Below are 26,784 nucleotides of genomic sequence, written 5' to 3'. Positions count from 1 at the left end.
CGCCGCGGGCCCGGAGCAAGTCGGCCACCGCGTCGAACCGCTGCGGGTGACGCGGCGCCAGGACGAGCAACAGTGCCGGATGCCGGATGCGCAATTCGGCCCAGGCATCGAGCACCTGCGCCTCTTCGCCTTCATGCGTACTGGCGGCGACCCAAATGGGTCGGTCGTGTGCCTTCCATTGCTCGCGCAGGGCCAGCGCCTGTGCGTTGTCGGTGCCGGCCGGAATATTGTCGTATTTGAGATTGCCGATCGTATGCACTCTCCGGGCCGGCGCGCCAAGCTCGACAAAGCGTTGGGCGTGGCCCGGGCTGGCCGCACCGATGGCCGCCAGGGATGCAAGCATGCGGGCAACGGTATGCCGCCATAGGACGTTTTGATAACGCCCGGCCGAGCGCTGCGACACACTCGCGTTGACCAGCGCAATGGGCACGTCGTAGCGATCGGCGGCTGCCAGCAGATGCGGCCAGAGTTCGGTTTCCGCGATCACGCCCAGGCCGGGACGCGCGCGGCGCATGAATCGGCGTGTTGCGCCCCGGGTGTCGAGTGGCACGTACCGGCAGTAGACATCGTCCGCGAAGGTCCGCTCGATACGTTCCCGGCCGGTGGGCGTCATGGTGGTCACCAGAATGGCGCGATCCGGGTATGCCTGTTCGAGCCGCCGAATCAGCGGCGTGACCAGAATCGCTTCGCCGACCGATGCGGCATGCACCCAGATCGCGCCGGCGGGCACGTCGCCGACCCAGCCGAGGCGTTCCTTCCAGTGTCGGCGATAGGCGGGCTCGCGCCGCCCGCGCCAGTAGAAATAGGCCAGCACCAAAGGCAGCGCCGACCAGGTCGCCAGGCAATAGACCCCGCGCGCCAGAAAATCGGCCACGCGCGCCGCGAACGCGCTGCCAGCCGGGTGATCGTTCACCGCCGCTCGGCCGCGTCGCTATTCATGCGTTCGATGATCGACGTGGTGGAATAGCCGTCGACGAATTCGAGCACCCGCACCTCGCCACCCGCGGCGCGTACGCATTCACCGCCGGCGATCTGATCGGGCGTGTAGTCGCCGCCCTTGACCAGTACATCCGGCAGGATGCGACAGATCAGGCGCTCGGGCGTGTCCTCGGAAAAAGCCACCACCCAGTCCACGGCGCTCAGCCCACGCAGTACCTGCATGCGGTGATCCAGATCGTTGAGCGGTCGCGAAGGACCCTTGAGGCGGCGTACCGAGGCATCGTCGTTGACGGCGACCACCAGATAGTCGCCCAGCGCACGGGCGGCTTCGAGATAGGCGATATGGCCCGGATGCAGCAGGTCGAAACAGCCGTTGGTCATCACCACCCGCTCGCCGCGCGCGCGCCGCTCGGCCACGATCGCGCTAAGCGCGTCTTCGTCGATGAGCCCGCGGGGGCCGTTACGCTGGCTGTGGGCCGCCTGCTTGAGTTCGCCCGGGGTGACCGTCGCCGTGCCGAGTTTGGCCACGACGATACCCGCGCCGAGGTTGGCGATCGCCGCGGCATCGGCCAGCGCCAGGCCGGCGCCGAGTCCGGCGGCCATCAGCGCGATCACGGTATCCCCCGCCCCGGTCACATCGAAGACCTCCTGGGCCTGGGCCGGCAGATGCAGGTGGCCGTCGTGGGCAAACAGGCTCATGCCCTTTTCGCTACGCGTGACCAGCAGTGCGTCGATATCCAGCCGGGTGCGCAGCGTCGCCGCTTCGTGGGTGAGCGCCGTATCGTCACCCACCGGCCCGACCACCGCCTCGAACTCGTGCAGGTTCGGGGTGATCAGATGCGCACCCGCATAGCGCTGCCAGTCGGCGCCCTTGGGGTCGACAAGCACCGGGATATTCCGTTCGCCCGCGATAGCGATGATCGTATCCACATCCGCCAGGGTGCCCTTGCCATAATCGGAACACACCACCACGTCCACCTGTTCGAGCGCGGCACGGTAGCGCTCGACGAGCCCACCGCGATCGAATGCACCATCGAGCGCAAACGATTTTTCGAAGTCCAGGCGGATGAGCTGCTGGTTGCGGCTCATCACACGCAGCTTGGCGATCGTGGGGTGAGTGTCGCTGGCGATCAGGTCAGCGACCACGCCGGCCTCTTCGAGCAGCGACCGGGTGGCGTCGGCCGGTTCGTCCTGACCGATCACGCCGAGCAAGCGGGTTTGTGCGCCCACCCGGGCGAGGTTGAGCGCGACGTTGGCCGCGCCGCCGAGACGGCGTTCCTCTTCGGCGATACGTACCACCGGCACCGGTGCTTCCGGCGAAATACGGCCGGTGTCGCCGTACCAGTAACGGTCGAGCATGATGTCGCCGACCACCAGGACGCGCGCGTTTTCGAACGAAGGAACCGTGAGCATGCTTTCACCGGGCGAACAATTCGCGCATCATACAAACCCTGCTGCGTGCTGTGTAGCGCGCAATCCGCGACCTGATCCGCGTTCGTGCCTATGACTGCCGACCGACCGCTGGGGCTTTATTCGCATGGCTAGCCCCGCCCCGTCGAAAGATTCCGATTCGCCGTCCCTCAACGCCCCTCGCTACTGGCCGAGCTGGATACTGATGGGACTGGGCTGGGTGCTTGCCCGTCTGCCCTATGGGCTGCAGATGTGGCTGGGCAAGCGCTTCGGCGATCTCGCCTACCACGTGATCCGCGCGCGCCGCCGGGTGGCCGACATCAATCTGCGTCTTTGCTTTCCCGAGCTTGATGCCCCGGCACGCAAGCGCCTGCTGCGCGCGCATTTTCAATCGGTGGGCATGGGGGCGATCGAAACGGCCCTGTGCTGGTGGGGGCCGACCGAGAAGGTCGAGTCGCTTGCGCATATCGAAGGCCTGGACAACCTCGAGGCCGCCTGCGCGCGCGGACGCGGCATTATTCTGCTATCCGCGCATTTCACGTCGCTGGAGCTGGGCGTACGCATGGCCAAACGCCCGCTGCGCGAACTCGGCTATATCACCACCGCCATGTACAAGGCGCCGCACGATCCGGTGGTCGACCACGTCATGCGTACCCGCCGCGAAGCCCATATCGGCGGATCGAGCATTCGCGATGACGACGTCAAGGGCCTGCTCAAGGCCCTGCGCCGCAAGGACGCCGTCTGGTATGCCGCCGATCAGAAACCGCCGAAGCGGCTGGGCACGGTGGTAGATTTTTTCGGCCAGCCGGCACGCACCCATATCGCGCTCAGCCGCCTGGCGAAGATGAGCAAGGCCAGCGTCGTGCCGTTTTTCACCCTGCGCTGCGAGGATGGCAGCGGCTACCGGCTGATCATTCTGCCCGCGATCGAAGATCAGCTGGGCGGCGACGAAACCGAAGACGCCCGCACCATCAACCAGATGATCGAATCGGTCGCCCGCCAGGCGCCGGAGCAGTATTTCTGGTTGCACCAGCGCTTCAAGCGCTCCGGCTACAACCCCTACAAGGCCGACGCCGATACGTAGCCGCCGCGCAGCGCGTTCCAGTCCGCGTCGAGGAAGTTGAACGCCAGCGACGCATCACGGAATTTCGCCAGGGAGCGATGGAAACGCGCCAAGTTGGCCTGGCGCCATTTGCCGGGCGTGCGCAGCCGCGCCTTGTCGAAATCGATCAGATGGAAGTCGTCGTGCGTATCGATGAGGACGTTGCGCGCATTCAGATCGGCATGCCAGAGCCCGGCGCGATGAAAACGCGCGAGCACGGCCCCCAGACGCTGCCATGCGGTCGACGGGACGGCCTGGCGCGCCAGTCGATCGGCGAGCGGCTCGGCCTCGGGAATACGCCGGGTGATCACGTCACCGCGATAGAAGCCCAGCGCCGGCTGCACCCGAGCGGCAATCGGCGTCGGCACCGGCAGGTCGCGCGCCTGCAGGTCAGCCAACAGCCGCAGTTCTCGCACCGGTCGTGCACGTTCGATGCCGGTATAGAGAAAACGATCGTGGTTGATGCGCGCAAGCGCGCCGCCGCGACGGTTGTGGCGCAACACCCATTCGTTGCCGTCCGCGCCCTGTAGGAAATAGGCCGAGCCGCGGCCCTGGGCTTCGCCCAGCAAGCCGTCGCGCGCGCGCCACCAGTCCGGATCGAAGCATTGGCCATCAACATGGCCCAGAACGGCGTCGTTCCAGACCATGCGTTCGCCATGGTCGCCACGTTTGATCTGCAGCGTCATATCCGACCCGCGGCGCCGACAAGCGGCGCCCGTTTTATACGAACGTCAGCCAGTCCGAGTGATCGTCGCGCTTGCCGGTCACCTGATCGAAGTAGCGTGACTGCATCGCCTCGGTGATCGGACCGCGCTTGCCCTCGCCGATCGGCCGATCGTCGAGTTCGCGCATGGGCGTGACTTCGGCGGCGGTACCGGTCAGAAACGCTTCGTCGGCGATATAGACCTCGTCGCGGGTGATGGTCTTTTCCCGATAGGGAATACCCATCTCTTCGGCATAGGTCAGGATGGTGCGCCGGGTGATGCCGTCGAGCGCGCTGGTCAGATCGGGCGTATACAGCACGCCGTCCCGCACGATGAACAGATTCTCGCCGCTGCCTTCCGAGACGAAACCGTTGCAGTCGAGCAGCAGGGCTTCGTCGTAGCCGGCCTTGTTGGCTTCCGTAACCGCGAGCATGGAATTGAAGTACGGGCCGTTCGCCTTGGCCTTGGTCATCGCGGAGTTGACGTGATGACGCGAGAACGAAGACGTCTTAACGCGAATGCCGCGGGTCATGTTCTCTTCGCCCAGATAGCTGCCCCAGGTCCATGCGGCGATGGCCACATGGCTGGTGAGATCGTGGGCGTGCAGGCCCATGGCCTCCGAGCCATAGAAGATCACCGGTCGGATATAGGCCGACTCGAGCTTGTTCTCGCGCACCACCGACACCTGCGCGGCGTTGAGCTCGTCTTCGCTATACGGCATGGGCATGCCAAGAATCTTGGCCGAACGACACAGCCGGCGGGTATGGTCGGCCAGCCGAAAAATCGCGGTGCCGCGATCGGTGTTATAGGCGCGTACGCCCTCGAACGCGCCCATGCCGTAATGCAGGGTATGCGTGAGTACGTGGACCTTGGCATCGCGCCAGTCGACGAGTTCGCCGTCGAACCAGATCAGGCCATCGCGGTCGGCCATCGAAGTCATGCGCTTTTCTCCTGTTACGCCTGCGGCTGCGCTGCCGTGTTACAGCACGGCGAAGCCGGCTATTTGACCACACCGGCCCCGGTGCAGGCCAGCCGGTTGGTTGTATGGGCCAGCTATTTGCTGGGGTCGGGCTGTCGGTCGGCCTGGCCACGCGCGGCCAGCCAGTCGAGATATCGGGTCACGCCCTCGCCCACGGTGGCAAACGCCGGGCCGTAGCCGGCCTCTCGCAGGGCATCCACGCTCGCCTGGGTGAAACTCTGGTAGCGCCCGACCAGCGATTGCGGAAACTCGATATAGCGTTTTTCGCCGCGACCATACCAGTCGATCACCGCGTCGGCGACGTCGTTGAAGGTCTGGCTGCGGCCGGTGCCACAGTTGAAGATGCCGGATACGCCCGAATCCAGCAGCCAGAGATTGACGTCGACACAGTCGCCGACATAGACGAAATCGCGGCGCTGCTCACCGTTGCCGTAACCTTCCGAGCCCTCGAACAGGCGGCATTCGCCCTCGGCTTCGATCTGGCGCGAGAAATGCCAGGCCACGCTGGCCATCTTGCCCTTGTGCTGTTCGCGCGGGCCGTAGACGTTGAAGTAACGCAGGCCCGCCACCTGCGAGCCGGTGGTGGCCGATTGTGCGCGTACGTACTGGTCGAAGGCGAACTTCGAAAACGCATACATATTGAGCGGGCGCTCGGCATCGCGCTGTTCGACGAAGTCCGGCCCCATGCCGTAAACCGATGCCGACGAGGCATAGATGAACGGAATCGCCCGGGCCACGCACCAGTCGTGCAGGCTTTTCGAATAGCGATAGTTGCGCGCCATCACATAGCGGCCGTCCCACTCGGTGGTATCCGAGCAGGCGCCCTGATGAAACACGGCACGAATCTCGCCGAGGTCCTCGCCGGCTTCAACCCGTGCGAGCAGGTCGTCGTATTCGAGATAGTCGCTGAAATCCAGGTCGGCGAGGTTCAGGCATTTCTGGCCGTCCGACATGTCGTCGACGATGAGGATATCGCGCTCGCCGCGCGCGTTGAGCCCGGCCACGATATTACTGCCGATGAAGCCGGCGGCTCCGGTGACGATGATCACTGGCGCGTGTCTCCCATGTGGTCGTTGCTGCGATCGATGCCCGCGCGCTCGTCGGCCACCCCGAGATCCAGGCCGAGGCTTCGATACCAGCGCAGGTAACGGTCGGCCATGGCGGCCGCAGTATACGCGAGCGATTTTTCGCGTGCGGCCCCCGCAAGCCCCGCGGCCAGCGCCGGCTCGGCGCGCAAACGCTGGAGCGCTTCGGCCAACGCTTCCGGGTCGCGAGGCGGCACGAGCAGGCCATTGCTTTCGTCCGCCACGATGTCGGGAATACCGTCGACATCGCTGGCCACGATCGGCAGACCGGCGTGCATGGCATCGAGCAGCGCTGAACCCAGGCCTTCATGTACCGACGGAAAAGCAAACAGGTCGAACGCGGCAAGATGATCGCCTACGTTGTCGACATGGCCGGTAAAACGAATGGCCGGGTTGTCGCCGGCAAGCTCGCGTAACAGGGCCTCGTCACGCCCGCCGCCCACGAACACGAACCGCCAGCCACTATCCGCGGCCGCGAGTGCATGGGCGGCGGCGATCAGATCACGCTGGCCCTTCTGGCTGTCGTCGAGCGCGCCCACGTGGCCGACCACGCACTCGCCGCCGAATGTTCGGCGCAGTTCGGCCACGGCTGCCGGCACGGTTTGAAATTCGCCCGAGGCGCTGGGTATACGCACCGTCGCAAGCCCCGGGAAACGCGCCTGTAAAACCGCGTCGATCGCGCGCGAAAGCACGGCCACGCCGCGTGCCTGTCGATACATGCGCCGCGTGGCCCAGCTCTGCGATGGCGCGTTGTCGACGCGACGGGTAAATACGTAATCGCAACCGACCAGCGTATGCGCCGCGTGGGCGAAATGCGCCCCCTTGCCATCGTGGGCATGCAGAAAATCGCCGCGCACGGCACCGACGTTCAACGCGAACGGCTTGCCGATCGGCACGCGTTCGAGCTCGGGCACGTCGGCCAGTCGCTCGAACAGGACATCGCCCCGCCGTACGACCACGCGCTGGGCCACGCCCCGGGCCGCGAGTTCGCGTATGAGCAACTCAGTCTGTCGCTCGCCGCCGCGAAAGCCGCGGGCGAGGTTGATATGGGTCAGTCGCGGTCGCGACCGCTCGCTACGCACTCGCGTCATGAATCAGGTTCCGGCGAAAAACGACATGCGGATGGCTAGCTGGGCAGCCGGGCACGCGCGAACTCGACCACCGAGGTTGCCGCAAGTTCGCGACCGAGTTCGGTCGAACTCAAATAGCGGGCAAGCCGCTGCGCAAATACCTGCCACTCGGCGGACGAGATGAAATTTCGGGAGGTATACGCCAACTGGCGCAATGATGCATCGAAACGACGCCGCACCACGGGCCCACATGCGCTATGGCGCAGATCGTTATCAACCCAGATCAGCGCGGGGCTTGCGCCATCCCCGGCCGCCGTCCTCGGCAACAGCACGTTTTCCAGATGACAATCCTTATGGTGCCATCCGTCGCGATAGAGCCGCGCGATGTCGCAGGCGATACGATCGAGCAGCCCGGCCCGACTGTTTTCGTCGACCATATGGGTGAGCACCACGCGCAGCGTGTCGTGCGCGGGGAGTTCGTCCATGAATAGCAGCGACTCTGCCCGCGACCAGGGCGCAAGCGGAATGCCGTAGCCGGTCAGGGTCGCGGTCTGCATGCCCAGCCGCTGCATGATGCGATTCGCGGCTATTTCGCGCTTTGCCTGGGCCGCCCAGAACTTGCGCATGTGGTCGCGTGGCGCACTCTTGACCCAGGCGAGTTTGCTTATCAGCGCCGGGTGGCCGGGGTGGCGACTGATACGGGTATATGTGCCCTCGTAGAGGGTTTGCGCCTGCGCAAAATCCGGGCGCCGGGCCGCGATGGGGGCATCCACCCACCAGAGATCATGGCGCGTGACAAGGCCGCGGCAAACCGTCATTCCCATGCGACGCCACGTCTGCGGTAGAGCCACAACGCCCGATCAGCTGAAGCCATCATAGAACTCGAGCAATTCGCGGCGCATACGGGCAATCGAATAATCCTGGGCAATCGCTTCGCAGGAAATACGGCCGCGCTCGCATTCCAAGGCGCTACGTTCGGCGTAGGTGTGCATGGCGCAGGCGAACCCCTCGATATCAAGCGCGTCCAGCAAACAGCCGGTTTCCGGGCCTGCCACCATGGCCCGGGCCGCACCGGTACGTTCGGAAGCAATCACCGGCAGACCGGCAGCCATCGCTTCAGCAATGACGATGCCGAATGCTTCGTAGAGCGCGGGATGAACGAGCGCATCCGCGGCCCAGAAATAAGGACGCACGTCGTCGCGGGCACCGGTGAAATGGACACGCGCATCGACACCGTGCGCTCGCGCCATGCGTCGATAGTTGCCCATGCGACTGTCGCGGCCCACCACCAGCAGATGCGCAGCCGGGTGGGTCTTGGCCAACGCCGCGATCGCGGTGTTGACGCCCTTGCGCTCAAAACCCGAGCCAACGCAAATGAAAACGGGCGCATCGTCGGCAATGCCGAGTTCGGCACGGGTACGCCGGCCGGCCTCAACGGCCGCCTCGTCGCGCTTGAAACGCGCCACGTCGATGCCGTTTTCGATCACCCACAACTTCGCCCGACAGGTGGGAAAGCGACGCCTGATATCGTCGCGCACCATATAGGAATTGCAGATCACCGCCCTGAGCTGATCGCTGGCATACATTTGTTGTTCCATGCGCAGCTTGTCGCGGTGGTAGCCGCCCATACGCCGCCACCAGCGCTTGAGCGGCGGGGCAGCACGGCGACGCTGCTCGAGCCATTCGGCATGCACGCCGCCATCGGCGCGAAAGATATCGACCCGGGGCAGATGCACCTGCGATTGAACAAAGTCTACCGAGAGACGGTCCAGCTGCTGCTCCAGCGCGCGCACGAATGCCTGCAAGCGCCAGCGCCGTCCCACCGCGAATGGACGACATTCTATGACCCGAACATTGGGCGGAAGCGCGCCGCCCCAGCGGCGCGTCAACACGATCCACTCGACGTTATCCTCGGCGAGCGCATCGAACACGCTGGACGTAATGCGCTCAGTACCGCCGTCGCTGCGATAGCGGTTGAAGATCAGCCCGATGCGAGTGTCCATAAAGGTCAAGTTGCCATTGTCGCCACGTCCCGCTGGCGGTTCGCACATGCAGCGTTGGCGAAACCGCCTTGCCGGCCAGCGATTGTGCCATACACGTCATGACACTGGCTTTTCGAAAGGCCCCGGCCGTGGCGAGTCGAGCGTTTTGGCTTCAAGATAGGTCTTTTGGCGCAACAACCGCCCGGCCCCCGAGGAGGCCTTTGAGATCATGCCCCATCAGACCCGCCATATCGCCTTCTTTCTGCCGACCTTTCCGGCAGGCGGCCAGGAGCATACGACGCTGTTACTCATGAAAGGGCTCGTCGAGCGCGGCCACCGTGTGGATCTGTTGCTCGAACGCAAGGTCGGTGCCTATCTACCGCGTGTGCCGGACAGCATCCAGGTACATGAACTCAAACGGCGCTCTCGCTGGAGCGGTTATCGGCGTTTTATCACCGGATGGCCGAGCGAGGGGCTTCGGCACCTGCGCGGATCGCTGGGGTTGGGGCAACGCTCGATACCGCTGCACCGCTTGATCGCCCTCGTCGATTATATGGAAACACAGCGTCCGGATGTGGTGATCAGCGCCCACGATCGAGCCCCGCTGCTCGCCCAGTGGGCCGCCGGCATCTCTCGGCATCGTGTCGCAACCGTTGTCATCGAACGCAGTATTTTTTCGCGCAACTACGAGGCTACGCGTTCCAATGCGCGCAGCTATGCCGTGATGCAACACCGGCTGGTGCTCATGCGCAGACTCTACCCGAAGGCCGATCGACTCGTCGCGGTGTCGAACGGGGCCGCCGCCGACCTGGCGCAGATTTTGAACCTGCCAAGGCACGCTGTGGGCACGATGTATAACCCAGTACTGCGTCCCGAGCTGATCCAAAGAGCCGCGGAGTCGATCGACGACCCCTGGCTGAACGACCGCAGCACGCCTTTGATCGTCACCGCCGGACGCCTCGCACCGGAAAAAGCCCAGCATGTGTTGATCGACGCGTTTGCCCAACTGCTCGACGCAGGCCGCGAGGGCCGGCTTGTCATCCTCGGTGAAGGCCCCGAGCGCGATCGTCTCACGCTGCAGATCGCCGAGCTGGGCATCGAAGATCATGTCCGCATGCCGGGTTGGGCCGAAAATCCCTACGCCTGGATGGCGGGCAGCGCGCTGTGCGTGCTGCCTTCCGAATTCGAAGGCCTGCCTAATACGTTGATCGAGGCCATGGCCTGCGGTTGCCCGGTCGTCGCAACGGACTGCCCGGGCGGCACGCGCGAAATCCTTGCCGACGGCGAGTATGGGCGGCTGGTACCGGTGGGTGACGTCAAAGCCCTGGCCGACGCCATGGCCGCAACGCTTGATGACCCGACCCCGGTCGAGAAATTGCACGCACGTGCCGCGGATTTTTCCCTGGAACGCTCGGTCGATGCCTATGAAGCCGAGATCGAACGCCTGTGTACGCGCGCCCACGCCGAGACCCGCTAAGCGCGCCTCAGCGGTTCACCGTCACGACTGCGGCCCCTTTTTCGGTCGCTTCAAACGCCAAATCCATGGACGGAAACGCCTCGCGCCAGCGCGCCAGGGTGGCTTGCTCGCCCGGCCGGTCCGCATCGTCGAGCACCAGCACTGCGGCGTGCGTCAAGCGCTCGCTCAGCGCCGGCAGAGCCGGGGAACGCACAAGCGGCCCCCCGGCTGCCGGCGGCCCGTCCACGATCACCATGTCGATATCCCCGGGCAGCCTGTCCACGACCGCGCTGTCGTACCAGGCAATCGGCTGGCCTTCATCGTCCAGATACGCGGACGACTTGAGTTCAGCAACACGCACATCCGCCCACGCGCCCAGGTGGTGGCGCGACAGCTCGTCGCGCGTCCTGGCCGCGAACTGCGGATCGTGATCAATCGAAATGATCTCGCCGCCACCTAGCCGCTCCAGACAATATGCGCATACGAGCGTCGAATTGCCGCTGCCGAACTCGACGATGCGTTTTGGCCGGCGATCCTCGATAAGGCGCACCAGCAGTACGGCAAAATCCGGTGAGATTGCCCAATCGCGCATCGGCGGCAGTATGAAACGTGGACGCAGATAGGCGTGTAACTGCTGGAACGTCGTGAGTTGGCGATACTCGTTGAGATCGTGGTAGACGCCGGCACTGCGCTGATCCGCGAGCCTGGAGAGAATGCGTTTCTGCGCTTTGCGCAGCCGATGCTGCTGCCTGATGACCACGACCAGCGCCACCAAGGTCGTCATGAAAACAGCGATCATCCACCCTGTCGGCGTCATTGCCCACGCTCCTGCTGTCGCGCGGCAAGCTTGCGATCGCGTTCGCGCATGCGAAACACTTCCCAGGCCAAATCGCGTCGTGGCCAGTCCAGGCGACGCATGATGGGCACTTCGCTGCGCCAGCCGTGGTTAGTGGTCACATAGGCTCGTTTATAGCCGGCGTCAGCCGCTGCACGGCGCACACGCGCATCGCTATCGCCGAACGGATACGCCAGCGTCGTCACGGCATGCCCGAGCCACGATTCGAGCCGTTCGCGGCCGCTCACGAGCTCCTCCTCCAGCTCCGCATCGGTGACATGGCGTAGATCGGGATGGCTGATTGTATGTGCACCAATGGTAATGAGCGGATGCGCATCGAGCTCGCGCAGCTGCTCAAGGGTCAGATAGTCTGCCGTCAGTTCAGCCGGCGCCAGGCCATAGTCGTCCATGATCGCCTGTTGCTGTGCAAAGCGCTCATGGTTGGTCATCTTCTTGAGCACGCCACGAAGGGTAGCGAACGCAGCCTTTGCGTCGTCCTCGGGGATCTCGCGTAACCACGCTTCGACCGACGGACGACGCCAGTCCCCATGCCGTGCGACCGCCGCAGCAACGCGCGACAGCAGGGGCCGGTTGCGCTCGATGAAACCGGTGGTCACAAACACCGTAGCCGGCGTTCGATAGCGCTCGAGAATAGGCAGTGCGACGGTCAGGTTGTCTGCATAACCGTCATCGAAGGTGATCTTCGCCTGGTGTCCATGCCGTCGCAGGAACTCATCCAGATCGCGCGGATGCACATGGGTCACGCGGTCGGAACTCACCTCCGGCGCCGAGAGCGGATCGGCCACACCGTGACCATAGAAAACGCGGCGATAACGCGATCGAATACGTGCCATTGAACCTTCCGTTATTGCACGGGGATCGGCATCGGACTTCAATTCATCGATGCCCCTGAGCCGCTGTGCAATATACGTAGCGGCCGCTGCGAACGCTAGCCGAAGGAATCTGTTGACAAAACCCGCTCGACAAGCGCGCGATAGCGCATAGTCGCAGCTGCCACCGAATAATGCTGCGCTCGTGCGATCAATACGTCGCTGTTGCGTTCGGCGCCGATTGTTTGCGCTATGGCCGATGCGAACGCGGCGACATCGTTGACCGGCACCAGCCGTCCATAACGACCATGGTCGAGAATTTCACGCGGGCCATGGGGACAATCGGTGGCGACGACCGGAACGCCACAGGCCAGTGCTTCGATCAGCACATTACCCAGGCCTTCCCAGTTAGACGACAGCGCAACCAGTGTTGCCCGCGCCATCCATGCTTGGGGGTTGTCCACCCAACCAGGCATCAATACGCAGTCTGTAAGGCCGAGCTCGTCCCGCAAACTTTCCAGATGCGTTCGCTCACCGCCTTCGCCCAGAATCACTAGACGCACATCGGCATGGTAGCTAAGCACCCGCGCCAGGGCACGCAGCAGCAAGCCATGGTTTTTCTCCGGGCTCAAGCGCCCGACAGCCACTATGAGCGGTGCGGTGCCGACGTCTAGCCATGCGTGGGTAACACGCTCGGCGGCTCGTTCCATCAGCGTTGGTGAAACAACCGGATTCGACAACGTTTCCACACGGCCGTCCGCTACGCCGACGATCCGAACAAGGTCCCGGCCCACCCCGTCGGAAACGCTTGCCAAGGCACCGGCTCGGGAATAGAAGTGACGGCAGAACGCGAAGAAATGCCGCCATCGTAGCGGATGCCTGCGGGCCGAGCGCCGCTGTACGGCCTCGGCGAAAAAGGTGCCGTGAAACACGCCTATCACCCGCGGTGGCCGCTGCACTGCAGCCGCAGCACAGCCAGCGTTCAGCACCGTATTCCAGACGTTGGCCAACACGAGGACCGGCTGTCGTGTTTCAAGATATTCGATCAGCGCCGGCAGAAATGTCAGATCGGTCAGGCGATTGGGCGAAACGTAGCGCATGCGCAAACGCAGGAGCGGATGCCCTTGAAGCGCGCGCGCAATACTGTGATCGGTTCGCTTTGTATCCGAGCTTGCCAGCGCCAGAATACGCACGCCCTCCGGCACCTGTGCCCGGTACTCACCGACGTCGTGATGCACGATCAGATCGACGCTGTACCCGGCCGACTGGAGTATGCCGATCTGAATCAACGCGATATGCGCCACACCACCGCCGAGATCGGGGCAATAGACAGCTACGTGGCCAAGTACTGACGACGAGATATTCATCGGTGGTTCTGCCTATATCACGACGGCGTATCGATACGCCCAGCGGCTTGCGGGCCCGATCCGCGCCATCCCCCTGCCCTGAATGATGAAACACCGAGCCAGCCACGGCCGCCTATGATATCGGCGCCCGATACCGCCGCAAGCTCTGAGCGTACATGTTGAACCGGCATTGCGAGTGCTTGGCGTAGCCGCGAATACGAACCCGGCAAAGCTGACACGCGCCTCGCATCGAAGTTATCGACAAGGCGATCCTGGCACCCGACAATAGCAACGATGTGCGGCATAACCGGTATTCTCCAACGCCAGCCCGATACCGAATCTCTGGCGGCTAGCATCGATCGGATGCGCGACGCGCTCGTGCACCGTGGCCCGGACGATCGCGCCAGCTGGATCGACTACTCTGGCGGCCACGTCGCTCTGGGACATCGCCGCCTGGCCGTGCTCGACCTGTCACCGCTGGGCGCACAGCCCATGCACTCCGTGAACGGCCGCTATGTACTCGTGTTCAACGGCGAAATATACAATTTCCGCCGTCTGAAAGAGCAGCTTCGCCGCAGTGGACATGCTTTCCGCGGAGGCTCCGATACCGAGGTGGTACTCGCGGCCTTCTCGGAATGGGGCATAGAGGCTGCGCTGCGCGTCTTCGAAGGCATGTTCGCGCTGGCGGTCTGGGATCGCGCCGAACAGCAGCTGTATCTGGCCCGCGATCGCTTCGGGGAAAAACCCCTCTATTACGGCGTTCACAACGGCGTGCTGTTGTTCGCTTCCGAACTCAAGGCCATGGCCAAACACAAGCGATTCGATACCACCATCGATCGCGGTGCGCTCACTGAGTTCATGCGTCACGCCTATATCCCGGGGCCACAGAGCATCTTCCTGCACTACAAAAAACTCCCGCCGGGCAGCTTTTTGCGGGTCGGTGCCGATTTGGAACTCGATTCACCCAGGCGTTATTTCGATCTCGATAAACTGGCCTGCGCCTCGCCCGCCCCCCTACCAGACGAACAGGCGGTAGACGAATTGGAACGGCTGCTATCCGCATCGATCGCCGATCGCATGGTGGCTGATGTGCCCGTCGGCGCCTTCCTGTCCGGCGGCATCGATTCTTCCTTGATCGTATCGCTGATGCAGGCGTATACGAGTCGGCCAATACAAACGTTCACCATCGGGTTCGACGACGCGAGCATAAACGAAGCCGAGCAAGCCAGAGCAACCGCTGCGCTATTGGGCACAACGCACCACGAAATTACCGTTTCCGACGCGGATCTGCGCGCGGTGATGCCTGCATTGCCCGAGGTGTACGACGAACCGCTAGCCGATCCGGCTCAGATTCCGGCGATCATGTTATCGCGCATGGCACGCCAGCACGTGACCGTAGCCCTGTCAGGGGACGGCGGCGACGAACTTTTGGCAGGCTATCACCACTACAACGATATTGGTCGGCACTGGCGCCGCCACGGCGGCAAAACACGCTGGCCCAACCTGCAGGCAAGCCTGTTCGACATGAAGGCGCGGTTTTCTCCAAGAAAACATGCCAAATACGCCCGTCAGGCCGCGATCACACGCGCCGCCGGCGACCTGCCGCGATTTTATCGCGATACCACGAGCCAATGGCCAAACCCGGAGCAAGTCGTGCTCGGCGGCCATGAGAACAAGACCGCATTCCTGCGTCACGCCCCAGCCGAGGCAACACGAGATCCGCAACGCTGGCTTCAGGCCACGGATGCCGGCTGCTATCTGCCCGACGATATCCTGGTCAAGGTGGACCGAGCCGCGATGGCAGCAAGTCTTGAGACGCGCGCGCCCTTTCTTGACACCGATTTGGCCACGTTCGCCCTCGGCCTGCCGGCAGCACAGCAATATCGCGACGGCAAGCCGAAATGGCTGGCCCGACAACTGCTCTACCGCTATCTACCACGGGAAACGGTCGAGCGACCCAAACACGGCTTCGAAGTGCCATTGCGGCAATGGCTTCGTGGACCGTTATGCGACTGGAGCGACGCGTTGCTCGACTCTACCCGTTTGCGACGCGAAGGCTATTTCAACGCCGACCGCATCCAAGCGGTCTGGCAAAAGCACCGCGCCGGAACATACGACGCCAGCGAGCAGCTATGGTGTGTCCTGATGTTCCAGGCGTGGCTTGAGTCGTTCCTGAACGACTGACCGCGGCCCACGGGCTGTCAAACGGTGGATAGCCACGGTTAGAACTCGTCAGGCGCCGGGCACAAACAGCCTGATCGTTTCGATGAAGTCCGACACATGACGTTCGAAGCTGAACAGGCGCTCTGCCCGTGCGCTCGCTGCCGTAGACAGGCGTGCTTGAAACGGGTGATCCATGACGATTTCGGCCACCGCGTCCGCCAACGCTCGCGGATGCGCAAAAGCAGCCGGTTTCAAGCAATCGCCCTGCGGATCATAGACTTGGGTGGATTGCATCGTCGATGGCGTGCCGCCCCATCGCGGGTACGTCTCGTAAGGCTGCCCCGCGGCGACAAGCGTACCGGTTTCACCGCTCTGGATCGTCTCCGCCATGCCATCAACACAAGTCGCGACCACGGGCACACCGAACGCCTGCGCCTCGATGGTTACATTACCGAGCGGCTCCTGTAGGGCCGGGTGCAACAGAACGTCGATAGAGCGATAGAACGCCGGCATGTCGGAGACATGGCCGAGAAAAACAATACGAGAACGCACGCCCAGCGTATCCGCCAAGGCTTCCAACCGGGCCCGATCAGGCCCATTGCCCGCGATATCCATGCTTGCCTCTACGCCATCCGCCTGCAGACAGGCTAGCGCATGGATGGCAAGACAGACACCTTTTTCCGAGGCGAGGCGCGCAGCGACGCCTATCCGCGGAACCGTCGGTCTGTCGACGGGCGGATCGGATAGCGACGCGTTTACAGCAGCCCACACGTCCGGGCGAATTCCTCCCAGACAAACCCTAGCCTGCCCTTCGAAGCCCCACTTGAGTTGCAGCATGCGCATCGACGCGTGCGTATTGCATATCGCGCCCCGTATTTCGCCTACGAAGCGCTCAGCGGCATCGCGCGAGTGCTCAAACCAGCAACCGCCCCCTTCGCGGTAGACCAGTGGCGTTGCGCTATTCCTTGCCGCGGCGGAGACGGCATCGCGCGCGAATCCGCTCCAGGACAGGAGCACGTCCGCCTGCAGCCGCCGGAGGCGGCGTGCCAGCGCTTGCTGACGCAAGAACGCCGGACGACGCGGCAAGCGCAGCCGGCCCGCACGCTTGAAAGACGTGGCCGTACCCACGCAAGGCAGAATATACGGCGCCAAGGCAGGATGCAGACCGCTGCCGTAAACAACGTCGTGGTCGAAAGCAGCCTGGATTCGATCATGGCAGATCAACGAACGAAACTGGTGTTCGACGCCCGCCGGGACATCGAGATTGATCCGGTGCACTATGCGCATCAGCGTATTGCCTCTGGCGGACAACTATCGTGAGTGGCCAACCCGACTAGCCCGCGAGTTCCATGATCGCACGATCAACGTTCGGGCCGTAGTCGTGAAGCGCAAAACGCTCGTTGACATGAGCCAGGCCCGCCCGACTGGCCTGCTGATAACGGGCATCGGACGCAACCAATCCCGCGACGGCAGCAGCAAGGTCTGACGGCGTTGGCGCGCGAGGGGCGAGCAAACTATCGCTTTCTGAGTCATAGACATACGGCGCGCCGATATCGGCCTTGCCACCAAGCTCCTGCGCGTATTCTTCGAGCGACCACGTGGGGCTGACCAGAGCAACATCATGCATCACTGCAGGCAGCGTCTCAGGCAGACCGTCGCTAGCCGTCGCGATTACCGGGCAGCCACGACCCTGGGCCTCGATACTGATTCGGCCAAAGGATTCTCGCAGCGAAGGCACGAGCATCACGTCCATCGCATCATAGAAGGCGGTCATATCGGCCACGGCACCTTCGAAGCGCACGACGCGAGTCAAACCCAGACGATCTGCCTCGTTGCGCAGCGCCGGCTCGTCCTCGCCGGTTCCTGCAATGGCCAAGCACACGTCCAGGGCATGCACATCACGCAACACCTTGAGCACATGCAGCGCGATTCGATGGCCCTTGAGTTCTGTAAGCCGCCCGGCAATTCCAAGCCACAGCTGTCGGTCGCGCGCCACGCCCGCACGCGCCGCACGCAGCGGCAGTACGCCATCAATCGCGCAATACACCCGCGCGGTCGGCCCGGACCACGCCCACCGCAGCGCCAGCATACGCTCCGCGGCATGGCTATTACTGATGACGCCCTGTACGTGACGCAGATACTCATGCGCATGATGACGCTCGGTGCGCCATGCCTGCCCATGCTCGTAGTGTAGAAGGGGTAAACGAGCTCGGCGCGAGATATCCACGATCTCCCGATTGCCTATCGTGTTCCAGCCCAACAACGCCATGGTGTCGCCACGCACCAGCTGAGTTACCGCATTGCGGGCGCGCAGGCCTCGGGCCGCCCTGGGCAGACGCAGACCGTGCCACCAACGAAGGCGGTCGCGCGGCACCACAGCAAATGGCGGTTCGACTATGGACGCGAAACGTGGATGAACGCTCGACCCGACAACCACCGTATCGGTGCGCGCCTGGGCGCGCCGATACGCCGCATATTGCGCAAAGCAGACCTCCGCGCCCCCGATCACGTCCAGATTGAGACGGTAAATCAACGAACCCGGGCAATTGCGCCGCGCCGGGCCCTGAGGTTTATCGATACCTGTGGTGGCGCGTCCCATGCATCACACTCCCAGCGCTTGACTACCTGCGAGCGCCCAACCGCCGTGCTTCGCATACGCCCGCTGCCACCAGACAAGAGAACCGACCGAGCTGACATCGACCGTCATTTATACGACGCACGCTGGCTTGATCGGCTATCAAGATAACCCCGTATCCGGCCAGACCGAACTTGCCATTGCCAGCCGTACTTGAGGCGAAAATGCTCGGGGCCAAAGGCAAAAGGCGCATATCGCAGCCAAGCGCGTAACGCGCCATACCAGTAGCGTAGCGGCACGCCGTATAGATAAGGCCCACGCGGCGTTCGTCCATGGGCGAGCGCCATCGTGCGCCCCCACAGATAGGCGCGAGACCAGACGGCTTCAACACTCAGCTGTTCATGGCGTACCCGGTGCTCCGCCCGAGCGCCAGGCACGAAGACGTACGGATGATGCCCCATACGTGTTAGCCGGCGCTCGAACTCTGTCTCATCGCCCATCAAGCCGTGTGTACCGCCCGGGCCAAGTCGTTCATCGAAGCGATGCTCTGCGATCGCGCTACGGCGGATCATCATGTTTGGCCCGAGCGGCACGCCCGTGGTCAATCCTTCGTCCTGGCGCGGCTCGTAATAGGCAAACATGGGGCTTTGGCGCACGTAGCGCTCGTCCTGGACCCAGGCCGGCGCATCGACCGGGAATACCGGAATGATAGGCCCGCCGAAGATTGCATGATCCGGCCAACGCCCCGCGGCTTCGATGTACGATTGCAGCCAGTCAGGGCCCAGATTGACGTCGTCGTCGATAAAGACGACAAGGCCGTCGTCGATCTGCTCGAGCGCACGATTGAGGGCCCGCGGCTTGCCTGGCTTTGGCTCACTGAGCGCCAACAGCTCAAATCGCCCATCGGCCACAAACCGCGTCAGCACATCCTGCGTGTCATCGGAACTGGCGTTATCAACGGCGATCACGCGCCAGCGCGCGTGATCGAGCCGTTGCTGGCCAAGACATTCGAGCGTGGCCGCCAGCGAATGCGCTCGGTTGTGCGACGCGACTACGACGGTGACGGACGGATGGGTGGCTGAGGACACAGGTTCGGTCGGCATCGTGAACGGTCTGCGGAGTCAAAAATTCAAAGGGTCTGGCGCCGATCCAAGAGATAAACTGCCTTGATGGCACGATCGCCGGTATTGCATCGGCAGTCGCCTGCTGAGACTACCAACCGTCGCGCGCGGGGTGCTATCGTCTGGCTGGTGCCCTGCTTGTTGAAAAAAGCCGAATAAAGCGCCCTTTACTTACCATAATAACAATTCGAGACAGGCAAGAGTTCGTTGGCTAGCACTCCGATACAATCCGCGCCGACAGAAAACGGCGTACAGCCTTGTGATCGCGCGGATCAAGCGCATGCGCCCTCGTGCCGGGTCAGCGTGCTGATGCCGGCCTTCAACGTCGAGCACTATATCGCTGCAGCGATCGAAAGCGTGCTTGCACAAACCTTTACCGATTTCGAGCTTCTGGTCATAGATGACGGCTCGACCGACGCCACGCCTGCTTTAATCGCCGCTTTTGCCAGCGACACGCGTTTACGTGTCGTTACCCATGCAAAAAATCTGGGCCGGCCGGCTGCACGCAATCACGGCATTGATCTCGCCCGCGGCGAATATATCGCCTTCCTCGACGCCGACGATCTGTGCGCGCCGCATCGGCTATATCGCCAAGTTTCGTATCTCGACTCACATGCCGAGATCGCGGGTGTCGGTAGCTGGATGCGTTGCATTGACGCGCGCGGCAATGAATTATCGGGGCAAACCTACTGCCTACCCACCGACTCCGACGAAATTGCCTGTCGCATGATTTATGACTGCGCGCTGGCCCAGGGCTCGATGATGTTGCGCAGGTCGGCGTTCGAACATCACCGCTACGACGAGGCCTTCTGGATCGCACAGGATTACGAGCTGTGGGCCCGCATGATCGCAACGCTCAAGTTCGCCAACCAACCCGAGCCGCTCACCAGCTATCGGCGACACGACAGCCAGGTCTCTGTTACCCATACGCAGGCGCAGCGCGAGGCCGACCTGGCGATTTATCGTCGCCAGCTTGCGGCTCTGGGTGTCCACTATACGGAGTCCGATCTCATCCGCCACGGCTGCCTGTTCAAATACCACGGCCGAGAGCCGGTACTGGCACAGACCGGCGCCCCGCTGGACGTCGATTATCTACGCTGGGCTCGCAACTGGCTTGAGGGTCTGCTGCGCGCGAATGAACGCACAGGTATCTATCCGCAGCCGGCCTTCTCCCGCATGATTGTCCAACGCTGGCTTTTCGTCTGCCGCAAAGCGGCACGAAACAGTGGCTGGTTGCGAGTCGCGGTCGAGTTTTCCAAACTGCCGTTATTGGGTCATACCGTACGGCACGGCCGGCAGCAGCCAACGCGAGCCGCCACGCCAAGCAATTGACCGGGCGCGGGCCATACCGGCTCCGCGGCGCTCCACCATCTGGCAGTTGAGTTCATGAGGCTATTCCGAAAACGCGCCAAGCCGACACCGGCGCCGCGCGCCAGCGCCGAGATCATCCGCGCCTACGAAAACAACGAGAACATCACGCGTGATGAGTGCCGCATCCTCTATGACCTGGTCGACGACCCCTGGGATCTGGGTTCGCAAACGCACTATGAATCCTATGCGCGCCTGATCGAGGTCACCGACAAGTACATCGATTGGGCCAATATCGACTGGGTGGTGGATTACGGCAGCGGCGTAGGCACCTTCACCAAGGCGCTCAAGGATGCCCATCCGCATATCCGCTCGCTCGGCATCGATTTCGACCGTGCGCGCGAAGCCGCCGACCGGCGTTTCGGCAGCGATTTATTCGACGCGTTCTACGAGATGACGCCCGGCATCAGCGAATACGACCTGATGCGCGATGGCCTGCCCGATATCGATCTCGCCCGTACTTGTATCTGCTTCATCAACAGCACGTACTACGTGTTCACCGAGCAACGCCGACGCCAGCGCATCGATCATATGTCGCGCTTGATGGCGCGCTTCGAGGCCCGTGCCCAGGCCGATGCCGTCAAGTACCTGCTGGTGACCGCGAACAATACCGATCGCGCCGCGGTGGACGCGATCGACAAGCGCGGCGCGGAACTCGTTTATCTATCTCGAGATCTCGAACTGGCCAGCCGAATCGCGCAGTTCAACTCGCAATTGCATACCCGCGTCTGGAGACGTTGAGCTTGCCTCAGCGGGCTTGGCCGTCATCGGGCTGGACGTCGCCGAGCCAGGCCTGCCATATCGCCGCGACGGCGCGCCGCTGTTCGGCGTGTTGGCCCTGGCCGGTCATGGCCCGCTGTCGCTGCAAAGACTGCGCATGGACGATTCGCCGATATCGCCGGTAGGCCGAGGTGAGCGTCCTGATATCTTCATAATCCGCTCGTCCGGCAGACTCGTAGGTTTCCAGCACGCGGATCGCATCGGTGAAAATCAATAGCTCCGGACAGTCTGCACCGTAGGCCAGTGCAATGAACTGGGCGATGAATTCGATATCGATCAGGCCGCCCGACATCTGCTTCACATCGAGCCATTCGCCCTGGCTTTCATCCTTGACCCCGCGCATGCGATCGCGCATGTCGCAGACTTCGCGCGCGAGCGCACGCCTGTCACGGCGCTTGGCGAGAACGGCGCGCCGTATCTCGTCGAAGCGTGCCCCCAGGCCCGCATGACCGCTTACCGGACGCGCCCGCACCAGCGCCTGATGCTCCCAGGTCCAGGCATGTTCCTGCTGGTAGCGCTCGAAGGCATCGATATGGGTGACCATCATCCCCGCCTTGCCGCTCGGGCGTAGCCGCATGTCGATCTCGTAGACACGCCCGGCCGCGGTCTGGGTACTCAGCACATGAATCAGGCGCTGGGCCAGACGGGTGAAAAACGCCTGATGCGTAAGCTGGCGGTCGCCGTCCGTCATGGCTTCGGTGGCCCCGTCGTATACGAAAACCAGATCCAGATCGGAGGTATAGCCAAGCTCCAGCCCGCCGAGCTTGCCATAAGCTATGATCGCGAACGGCGCGCGTTCGCCGTCGTCATCGCGCGGGGTACCATAGCGGCGCGTCATCTGGTGCCACGCCATATCCAAAGCCACGTCGAGCACGAGTTCGGCCAGCTCGGTGAGATGATCGGACACGATCATCAGCGGCATGGAATTGCTGACGTCCGCCGCGGCGATCCGCAACGTCGCACTCTGCTTGAACCGACGTAGCGTATCCATGCGCAGTTCGAGATCGTCTGCGTCGATAGCATCCATATCGGCGGCGAGATTGGCCGCCAGTTCGGCACGACGCGGCGGCCGATACAGCTGACGCGGATCCAGCAGGCTGTCCAGCAACGACGGTTGGGCGCGGATACGGCTGGTGATCCACTCACTGGCTGCACACAGCCGCATCAGCGTGGACAGCGCGGCCGGATGTTCCACCAGCAAGGCCATATAGGTGCTGCGGCCGACGATCGCTGCCAGCACGCCGATTGTGCGCGTGATCGCCAGATCCGGATTATCGGCGCGTGCAGCCGCGCCAAACAGCAGCGGAATGAGGCGCGCGATCCAGCGCCGCCCGCGATCCTCTAGTCCCCGATAGAGACTCTGGCCCTGGATATCGGTCAACGCCTCGCGTACGGCAGCGACATTCTCGATGCCGTATTCCGCCAGCAGCGCACGCGCCTGCGCTTCATCGAGATCGCCATCCCAGAACGCGCTGAGGCGCTGGGTTTCCTTATCCGCCGTTGTATCGTCAGCCTGCGGCGAAACGAACACCTGTTCAAACGCCTGATGAACGCCTTCGCGAGTCGCCTGCATCGCCTGGCTGAATGCGCCCCAGCTGTCATAGGCCATCGACTCGGCCAGCGCGGCCCGCTCGTCTTCGTCCTGCGGCAGTTCGTGGGTCTGGCGGTCATCGACCATCTGCAGTCGGTTCTCGGCCCGCCGCAGAAATCGGTAGGCCGTCTCAAGCTCCTGGGCCGTATGCGCGGGTAGATGGCCGTCCCGGGCGAGCCGCCGCAACGTGGGCAACAGCCGCGCATCCTGCAGCGACGGCTCCTGGCCGCCCCGAATCAGCTGAAAGGCCTGCACGATGAATTCGATTTCGCGAATGCCGCCACTGCCGAGCTTTATGTTGTCCTGCAGCTCGGCCTTGACTACCTGGCGGTCGATCAGCGCTTTCATCTCGCGAATCGACTCGAAGGTGCCATAGTCGAGATAACGCCGATATACGAACGGTCGCAGTGCCCGAATCAGGGATTGCCCGCCCGCGAGATCCCCGGCCACCGGGCGTGCCTTGACCCAGGCATAGCGTTCCCACTCGCGGCCGTGCGCCTGATAGTAGTTCTCCATCGCCGTGATGCTCGCGGTCAGTGCCCCGGCATCGCCAAACGGCCGCAGCCGCGTATCAACGCGATACACAAACCCGTCGCGCGTGGACTCATTGAGAATCTGCACCAGGCGACGCGCCACGCGCTTGGTATAACCTTCTGCGTCCAACGGCTTGTCACCGTCGGACTCGCCGGGGCCGCGGTAGGCGAATATCAGATCGATGTCCGACGAGAAATTCAGTTCGCCGCCGCCGAGCTTGCCCATGCCGATGATGATGAGCCGCTGCAACTCACCGTGGGCATCCCGCAATACGCCATGGCGTTGTTGGACCGACTGCTCGGCCGCCACCAGTGCCGCTTCGATACACCGATCGGCCAACAGGGACAGCGCGCTCAGCGTGGCCTCGAGCGTGTCCACGCCGGCCAGATCCCGCCAGGCGATGATCGCCAGGGTTTCGTTTCGGAAGGCCCTCAGCGCAGCGTCAAACGCGCCGCCGGGTTCGGGCTTGGGCGGTTCGGCCACGCATTCTGCATCCGCGTCGTGCAAACGTCCGTTGTCGGCGAGCGCTTGCAGGCGCTGCGGATTTTGCTCGCACCAGCCGTCGAGAAAATGGCTCCGCTGGCGAATACGCGACTCGTTTTCGGGTTGAGGCACCGGCTATGCTCCCAGTCGATCATCAAACAGGGAGCATGGTATCGCTGTTATGCCCCGACGCCAGCCCTGCGTGGCGTACCCGCTCGATACGCCTGCCTGAGTGGCGAGTCCGCAACGCAACCGCGTCTGCCCGATCTGCATGTCGGTTCGAGGCGATCGATGCCGGACACTTCGCGCACCCGAAGCAGCCGCCCCGCCAGCACGCTTTCAGTGCCGTGGCCACCGGCGCAGGCCACAGCGGAAATTCGGCACCGCTCAAGCCGCTTGGTGACAGCATCATCGCCCCTGCTGCGTATACCGTAGCCATAAAAAAGCCCCGCACAAGGCGGGGCCCTTCGTTCACGCAGGGATAGGCATCCCGGACGTGGACCGCATGATTTACATCATGCCGCCCATTCCGCCCATGCCACCCATGCCGCCCATATCCGGGGCACCGCCCTTGTCGTCGTCCTCGGGGACGTCGGTCACGGCGGCTTCGGTCGTCAGCATGAGGCTGGCGATGGAAGCGGCGTTCTGCAGCGCGGTACGGCTGACCTTGGTCGGGTCGAGAATACCCATGGCAACCATGTCGCCGTATTCGCCGGTGGCCGCGTTGTAGCCGTAGTTGCCTTCCTTGGAAAGCACTTCGTTGACCACCACGGACGGCTCGGCGCCGCTGTTGTAGACGATCTGGCGCAGGGGCTCTTCCACCGCGCGACGCAGGATACGGATGCCCGCTTCCTGGTCCGGGTTGTCGCCCTTGGCCTGTTCGATCGCCTTGAGCGTACGCAGCAGGGCCACGCCGCCGCCGGGCACGATGCCTTCTTCGACGGCTGCACGCGTGGCGTGCAGGGCGTCTTCGACACGCGCCTTCTTCTCTTTCATCTCGACTTCGGTGGCCGCACCGACCTTGATCAGTGCCACGCCGCCGGCGAGCTTGGCCACGCGTTCCTGCAGCTTCTCCTTGTCGTAGTCCGAGGAGCTTTCCTCGATCTGCGCACGGATCTGCTTGATACGGGCTTCGATATCGTTGTTGGAACCCGAGCCATCGATGATGGTGGTGTTCTCTTTCGAAATCTGCACCTTCTTGGCTTCGCCCAGATCTTCCAGCGTGGCTTTCTCGAGGCTCATGCCGAGATCTTCCGAGATCACGGTACCGCCGGTGAGCACGGCCATGTCTTCGAGCATCGCCTTGCGACGATCGCCGAAACCGGGCGCCTTGACGGCGGCGACCTTGACGATGCCGCGCATGTTGTTGACCACCAGCGTCGCCAGGGCTTCGCCCTCGACGTCTTCGGAGATGATCATCAGCGGACGGTTGGCCTTGGCGACGTTCTCCAGCAACGGCAGCATGTCGCGGATGTTGGAGATCTTCTTGTCGTGGAGCAGGATGTAGGGGTTATCCAGCTCGGCCTGCATCGTCTGGTTATCGGTGACGAAGTACGGCGAGAGATAGCCGCGATCGAACTGCATGCCTTCGACGACGTCCAGCTCGTTGGACAGGCCGGAGCCTTCCTCGACCGTGATCACGCCTTCCTTGCCGACCTTGTTCATCGCATCGGCGATGATCTTGCCGATGTCTTCATCGGAGTTGGCCGAGATGGAGCCGACCTGGGCGATCGCCTTCTCGTCGTCGCACGGCTTGGACAGGTTGGCCAATTCCTTGACCGCCGCGTCCACGGCCTTGTCGATGCCGCGCTTGAGGTCCATCGGGTTCATGCCCGCGGACACGGCCTTCACGCCTTCACGGACGATGGCCTGGGCCAGGACCGTGGCGGTGGTGGTGCCGTCACCGGCGATGTCGGAGGTCTTGGAAGCGACTTCCTTGACCATCTGCACGCCCATGTTCTCGAACTTGTCGTCCAGTTCGATTTCCTTGGCGACCGAGACACCGTCCTTGGTGATCGTCGGCGCGCCGAAGCTCTTGTCGAGCACGACGTTGCGGCCCTTCGGGCCCAGCGTCACCTTGACGGCGTTCGCGAGCGTGTTGACGCCGCGTACCAGACGCGAGCGTGCGTCTTCGCCAAAACGTACTTCTTTAGCTGCCATTGCTAGCTTCCCCTAATACTGTGTTCGTAAACGGTGGACGTAAGCGGTGGGCTTAGCCCAGCACCGCCAGGATGTCGTCTTCGCGCATCACGACGACTTCGTCACCGTCGACCTTGATTTCGGTGCCCGAGAACTTGCCGAACATGACCTTATCGCCGACCTTGACTTCCGGCTTGCGCGTTTCACCGTTGTCCAGCGGCTTGCCGTTGCCAACCGCGACCACTTCGCCGCGCTGGGGCTTCTCGGCCGCCGTATCGGGAATGACGATACC

At 63.2% G+C, this 26,784-nt stretch carries 22 protein-coding genes; 5 read left to right on the top strand and 17 right to left on the bottom strand.

From position 1 onward, the window contains the following. On the bottom strand, window positions 1-913 hold a 913-nt coding region (locus tag ABNU97_RS10500), incomplete at its 3' end, for a glycosyltransferase N-terminal domain-containing protein (protein WP_348766667.1). Continuing rightward, the gene (hldE, locus tag ABNU97_RS10495) at window positions 910-2,352 is read right to left on the bottom strand and encodes a bifunctional D-glycero-beta-D-manno-heptose-7-phosphate kinase/D-glycero-beta-D-manno-heptose 1-phosphate adenylyltransferase HldE (RefSeq protein ID WP_348766666.1); all 1,443 of its coding nucleotides are present in this window, start codon (window positions 2,350-2,352) and stop codon (window positions 910-912) included. The genes hldE and ABNU97_RS10500, both read right to left, overlap by 4 nt. 124 nt (window positions 2,353-2,476) lie before the next feature. On the opposite strand from hldE, the gene ABNU97_RS10490 reads away from it, so the two are divergent. Next, a complete protein-coding gene (locus tag ABNU97_RS10490) occupies window positions 2,477-3,433 on the top strand; it encodes a lipid A biosynthesis acyltransferase (protein WP_348766665.1) in 957 nt (318 codons plus the stop codon). Here ABNU97_RS10490 and ABNU97_RS10485 read toward each other — a convergent pair. The 6 genes from ABNU97_RS10485 to ABNU97_RS10460 all read right to left on the bottom strand — a co-directional run bounded on the left by ABNU97_RS10485 (window position 3,409) and on the right by ABNU97_RS10460 (window position 9,292). Beyond that, window positions 3,409-4,137 carry a 3-deoxy-D-manno-octulosonic acid kinase gene (locus tag ABNU97_RS10485; RefSeq protein ID WP_348766664.1) on the bottom strand — a complete coding sequence of 243 codons (729 nt, stop codon included), beginning with the start codon at window positions 4,135-4,137 and terminating at the stop codon, window positions 3,409-3,411. The two genes, ABNU97_RS10490 and ABNU97_RS10485, sit on opposite strands and share 25 nt — an antisense overlap. 34 nt (window positions 4,138-4,171) lie before the next feature. Further along, window positions 4,172-5,095, bottom strand: coding sequence for a branched-chain amino acid transaminase (locus ABNU97_RS10480; RefSeq protein WP_348766663.1), 924 nt, complete (start codon window positions 5,093-5,095; stop codon window positions 4,172-4,174). A gap of 113 nt (window positions 5,096-5,208) precedes the next feature. Then, on the bottom strand, window positions 5,209-6,183 hold the full coding sequence (rfaD, locus tag ABNU97_RS10475; RefSeq protein ID WP_348766662.1) for an ADP-glyceromanno-heptose 6-epimerase: 975 nt from the start codon (window positions 6,181-6,183) through the stop codon (window positions 5,209-5,211). After that, on the bottom strand, window positions 6,180-7,310 hold the full coding sequence (locus ABNU97_RS10470) for a glycosyltransferase family 4 protein (protein WP_348766661.1): 1,131 nt from the start codon (window positions 7,308-7,310) through the stop codon (window positions 6,180-6,182). Before ABNU97_RS10470 ends, rfaD begins: the two co-directional genes overlap by 4 nt. A 35-nt stretch (window positions 7,311-7,345) precedes the next feature. Next, the gene (locus ABNU97_RS10465) at window positions 7,346-8,113 is read right to left on the bottom strand and encodes a lipopolysaccharide kinase InaA family protein (RefSeq protein WP_348766660.1); all 768 of its coding nucleotides are present in this window, start codon (window positions 8,111-8,113) and stop codon (window positions 7,346-7,348) included. 36 nt (window positions 8,114-8,149) lie between these two features. Then, window positions 8,150-9,292: a glycosyltransferase family 4 protein gene (locus ABNU97_RS10460; RefSeq protein WP_348766659.1), complete on the bottom strand. Its 1,143-nt coding sequence runs from the start codon at window positions 9,290-9,292 to the stop codon at window positions 8,150-8,152. Window positions 9,293-9,500: 208 nt separating this feature from the next. On the opposite strand from ABNU97_RS10460, the gene ABNU97_RS10455 reads away from it, so the two are divergent. Continuing rightward, window positions 9,501-10,748: a glycosyltransferase gene (locus ABNU97_RS10455; protein ID WP_348766658.1), complete on the top strand. Its 1,248-nt coding sequence runs from the start codon at window positions 9,501-9,503 to the stop codon at window positions 10,746-10,748. Between the two features lie 7 nt (window positions 10,749-10,755). Here ABNU97_RS10455 and ABNU97_RS10450 read toward each other — a convergent pair whose 3' ends face one another. The 3 genes from ABNU97_RS10450 to ABNU97_RS10440 form a co-directional block, all read right to left on the bottom strand. Next, complete coding sequence (locus tag ABNU97_RS10450) at window positions 10,756-11,544, bottom strand: class I SAM-dependent methyltransferase (RefSeq protein ID WP_348766657.1); 789 nt, start codon at window positions 11,542-11,544, stop codon at window positions 10,756-10,758. Next, the gene (locus ABNU97_RS10445) at window positions 11,541-12,416 is read right to left on the bottom strand and encodes a polysaccharide deacetylase family protein (protein WP_348766656.1); all 876 of its coding nucleotides are present in this window, start codon (window positions 12,414-12,416) and stop codon (window positions 11,541-11,543) included. Before ABNU97_RS10445 ends, ABNU97_RS10450 begins: the two co-directional genes overlap by 4 nt. A gap of 95 nt (window positions 12,417-12,511) precedes the next feature. Continuing rightward, window positions 12,512-13,759, bottom strand: a complete 1,248-nt coding sequence (locus tag ABNU97_RS10440; protein ID WP_348766655.1) for a glycosyltransferase — start codon at window positions 13,757-13,759, stop codon at window positions 12,512-12,514. 273 nt (window positions 13,760-14,032) lie between these two features. On the opposite strand from ABNU97_RS10440, the gene asnB reads away from it, so the two are divergent. After that, the gene (gene asnB / locus ABNU97_RS10435; RefSeq protein ID WP_348766654.1) at window positions 14,033-15,922 is read left to right on the top strand and encodes an asparagine synthase (glutamine-hydrolyzing); all 1,890 of its coding nucleotides are present in this window, start codon (window positions 14,033-14,035) and stop codon (window positions 15,920-15,922) included. 48 nt (window positions 15,923-15,970) lie between these two features. Here the strand turns inward: asnB and ABNU97_RS10430 are convergent, their stop codons facing one another. The 3 genes from ABNU97_RS10430 to ABNU97_RS10420 form a co-directional block, all read right to left on the bottom strand. After that, on the bottom strand, window positions 15,971-17,188 hold the full coding sequence (locus tag ABNU97_RS10430; RefSeq protein WP_348766653.1) for a glycosyltransferase family 4 protein: 1,218 nt from the start codon (window positions 17,186-17,188) through the stop codon (window positions 15,971-15,973). Between the two features lie 46 nt (window positions 17,189-17,234). Continuing rightward, window positions 17,235-18,500: a glycosyltransferase gene (locus tag ABNU97_RS10425; protein WP_348766652.1), complete on the bottom strand. Its 1,266-nt coding sequence runs from the start codon at window positions 18,498-18,500 to the stop codon at window positions 17,235-17,237. A 104-nt stretch (window positions 18,501-18,604) separates the two neighbouring features. Continuing rightward, window positions 18,605-19,579: a glycosyltransferase family 2 protein gene (locus ABNU97_RS10420; RefSeq protein WP_348766651.1), complete on the bottom strand. Its 975-nt coding sequence runs from the start codon at window positions 19,577-19,579 to the stop codon at window positions 18,605-18,607. Window positions 19,580-19,804: 225 nt separating this feature from the next. Here ABNU97_RS10420 and ABNU97_RS10415 point away from each other — a divergent pair, with 225 nt between their 5' ends. Together ABNU97_RS10415 and ABNU97_RS10410 are read left to right on the top strand one after the other, a co-directional pair. After that, window positions 19,805-20,929 (top strand): glycosyltransferase family 2 protein, encoded by a 1,125-nt coding sequence (locus tag ABNU97_RS10415; RefSeq protein ID WP_348766650.1) that lies wholly within the window; start codon window positions 19,805-19,807, stop codon window positions 20,927-20,929. Between the two features lie 54 nt (window positions 20,930-20,983). Then, a complete protein-coding gene (locus ABNU97_RS10410) occupies window positions 20,984-21,706 on the top strand; it encodes a hypothetical protein (protein WP_348766649.1) in 723 nt (240 codons plus the stop codon). Between the two features lie 7 nt (window positions 21,707-21,713). Here ABNU97_RS10410 and glnE read toward each other — a convergent pair whose 3' ends face one another. The 3 genes from glnE to ABNU97_RS10395 all read right to left on the bottom strand — a co-directional run. Then, window positions 21,714-24,485 (bottom strand): bifunctional [glutamate--ammonia ligase]-adenylyl-L-tyrosine phosphorylase/[glutamate--ammonia-ligase] adenylyltransferase, encoded by a 2,772-nt coding sequence (gene glnE, locus ABNU97_RS10405; RefSeq protein ID WP_348766648.1) that lies wholly within the window; start codon window positions 24,483-24,485, stop codon window positions 21,714-21,716. Between the two features lie 378 nt (window positions 24,486-24,863). Next, the gene (groL, locus tag ABNU97_RS10400) at window positions 24,864-26,513 is read right to left on the bottom strand and encodes a chaperonin GroEL (RefSeq protein WP_348766647.1); all 1,650 of its coding nucleotides are present in this window, start codon (window positions 26,511-26,513) and stop codon (window positions 24,864-24,866) included. A gap of 52 nt (window positions 26,514-26,565) precedes the next feature. Further along, a partial coding sequence (locus ABNU97_RS10395) for a co-chaperone GroES (RefSeq protein ID WP_348766646.1) occupies window positions 26,566-26,784 on the bottom strand: 219 nt, incomplete at its 5' end.

Source organism: uncultured Salinisphaera sp., assembly GCF_964012375.1.
Lineage (GTDB): Bacteria > Pseudomonadota > Gammaproteobacteria > Nevskiales > Salinisphaeraceae > Salinisphaera.
Note: the sequence above shows the minus strand (reverse complement) of the source record. Positions and strands in the feature narration are given on the sequence as shown.

What these genes read in the sequence shown, in the direction of transcription:
- ABNU97_RS10455 (WP_348766658.1), top strand. Translation starts at nt 9,501, where the DNA reads ATGCCCCATCAGACCCGCCATATCGCCTTCTTTCTGCCGACCTTTCCG.
- ABNU97_RS10465 (WP_348766660.1), bottom strand. Translation starts at nt 8,113, where the DNA reads ATGGGAATGACGGTTTGCCGCGGCCTTGTCACGCGCCATGATCTCTGG.
- groL (WP_348766647.1), bottom strand. Translation starts at nt 26,513, where the DNA reads ATGGCAGCTAAAGAAGTACGTTTTGGCGAAGACGCACGCTCGCGTCTG.
- ABNU97_RS10470 (WP_348766661.1), bottom strand. Translation starts at nt 7,310, where the DNA reads ATGACGCGAGTGCGTAGCGAGCGGTCGCGACCGCGACTGACCCATATC.
- ABNU97_RS10485 (WP_348766664.1), bottom strand. Translation starts at nt 4,137, where the DNA reads ATGACGCTGCAGATCAAACGTGGCGACCATGGCGAACGCATGGTCTGG.
- ABNU97_RS10450 (WP_348766657.1), bottom strand. Translation starts at nt 11,544, where the DNA reads ATGACGCCGACAGGGTGGATGATCGCTGTTTTCATGACGACCTTGGTG.
- ABNU97_RS10445 (WP_348766656.1), bottom strand. Translation starts at nt 12,416, where the DNA reads ATGGCACGTATTCGATCGCGTTATCGCCGCGTTTTCTATGGTCACGGT.
- ABNU97_RS10460 (WP_348766659.1), bottom strand. Translation starts at nt 9,292, where the DNA reads ATGGACACTCGCATCGGGCTGATCTTCAACCGCTATCGCAGCGACGGC.
- ABNU97_RS10425 (WP_348766652.1), bottom strand. Translation starts at nt 18,500, where the DNA reads ATGGGACGCGCCACCACAGGTATCGATAAACCTCAGGGCCCGGCGCGG.
- ABNU97_RS10480 (WP_348766663.1), bottom strand. Translation starts at nt 5,095, where the DNA reads ATGACTTCGATGGCCGACCGCGATGGCCTGATCTGGTTCGACGGCGAA.
- ABNU97_RS10430 (WP_348766653.1), bottom strand. Translation starts at nt 17,188, where the DNA reads ATGCGCATAGTGCACCGGATCAATCTCGATGTCCCGGCGGGCGTCGAA.
- ABNU97_RS10440 (WP_348766655.1), bottom strand. Translation starts at nt 13,759, where the DNA reads ATGAATATCTCGTCGTCAGTACTTGGCCACGTAGCTGTCTATTGCCCC.
- ABNU97_RS10490 (WP_348766665.1), top strand. Translation starts at nt 2,477, where the DNA reads ATGGCTAGCCCCGCCCCGTCGAAAGATTCCGATTCGCCGTCCCTCAAC.
- hldE (WP_348766666.1), bottom strand. Translation starts at nt 2,352, where the DNA reads ATGCTCACGGTTCCTTCGTTCGAAAACGCGCGCGTCCTGGTGGTCGGC.
- asnB (WP_348766654.1), top strand. Translation starts at nt 14,033, where the DNA reads ATGTGCGGCATAACCGGTATTCTCCAACGCCAGCCCGATACCGAATCT.
- ABNU97_RS10420 (WP_348766651.1), bottom strand. Translation starts at nt 19,579, where the DNA reads ATGCCGACCGAACCTGTGTCCTCAGCCACCCATCCGTCCGTCACCGTC.
- ABNU97_RS10410 (WP_348766649.1), top strand. Translation starts at nt 20,984, where the DNA reads ATGAGGCTATTCCGAAAACGCGCCAAGCCGACACCGGCGCCGCGCGCC.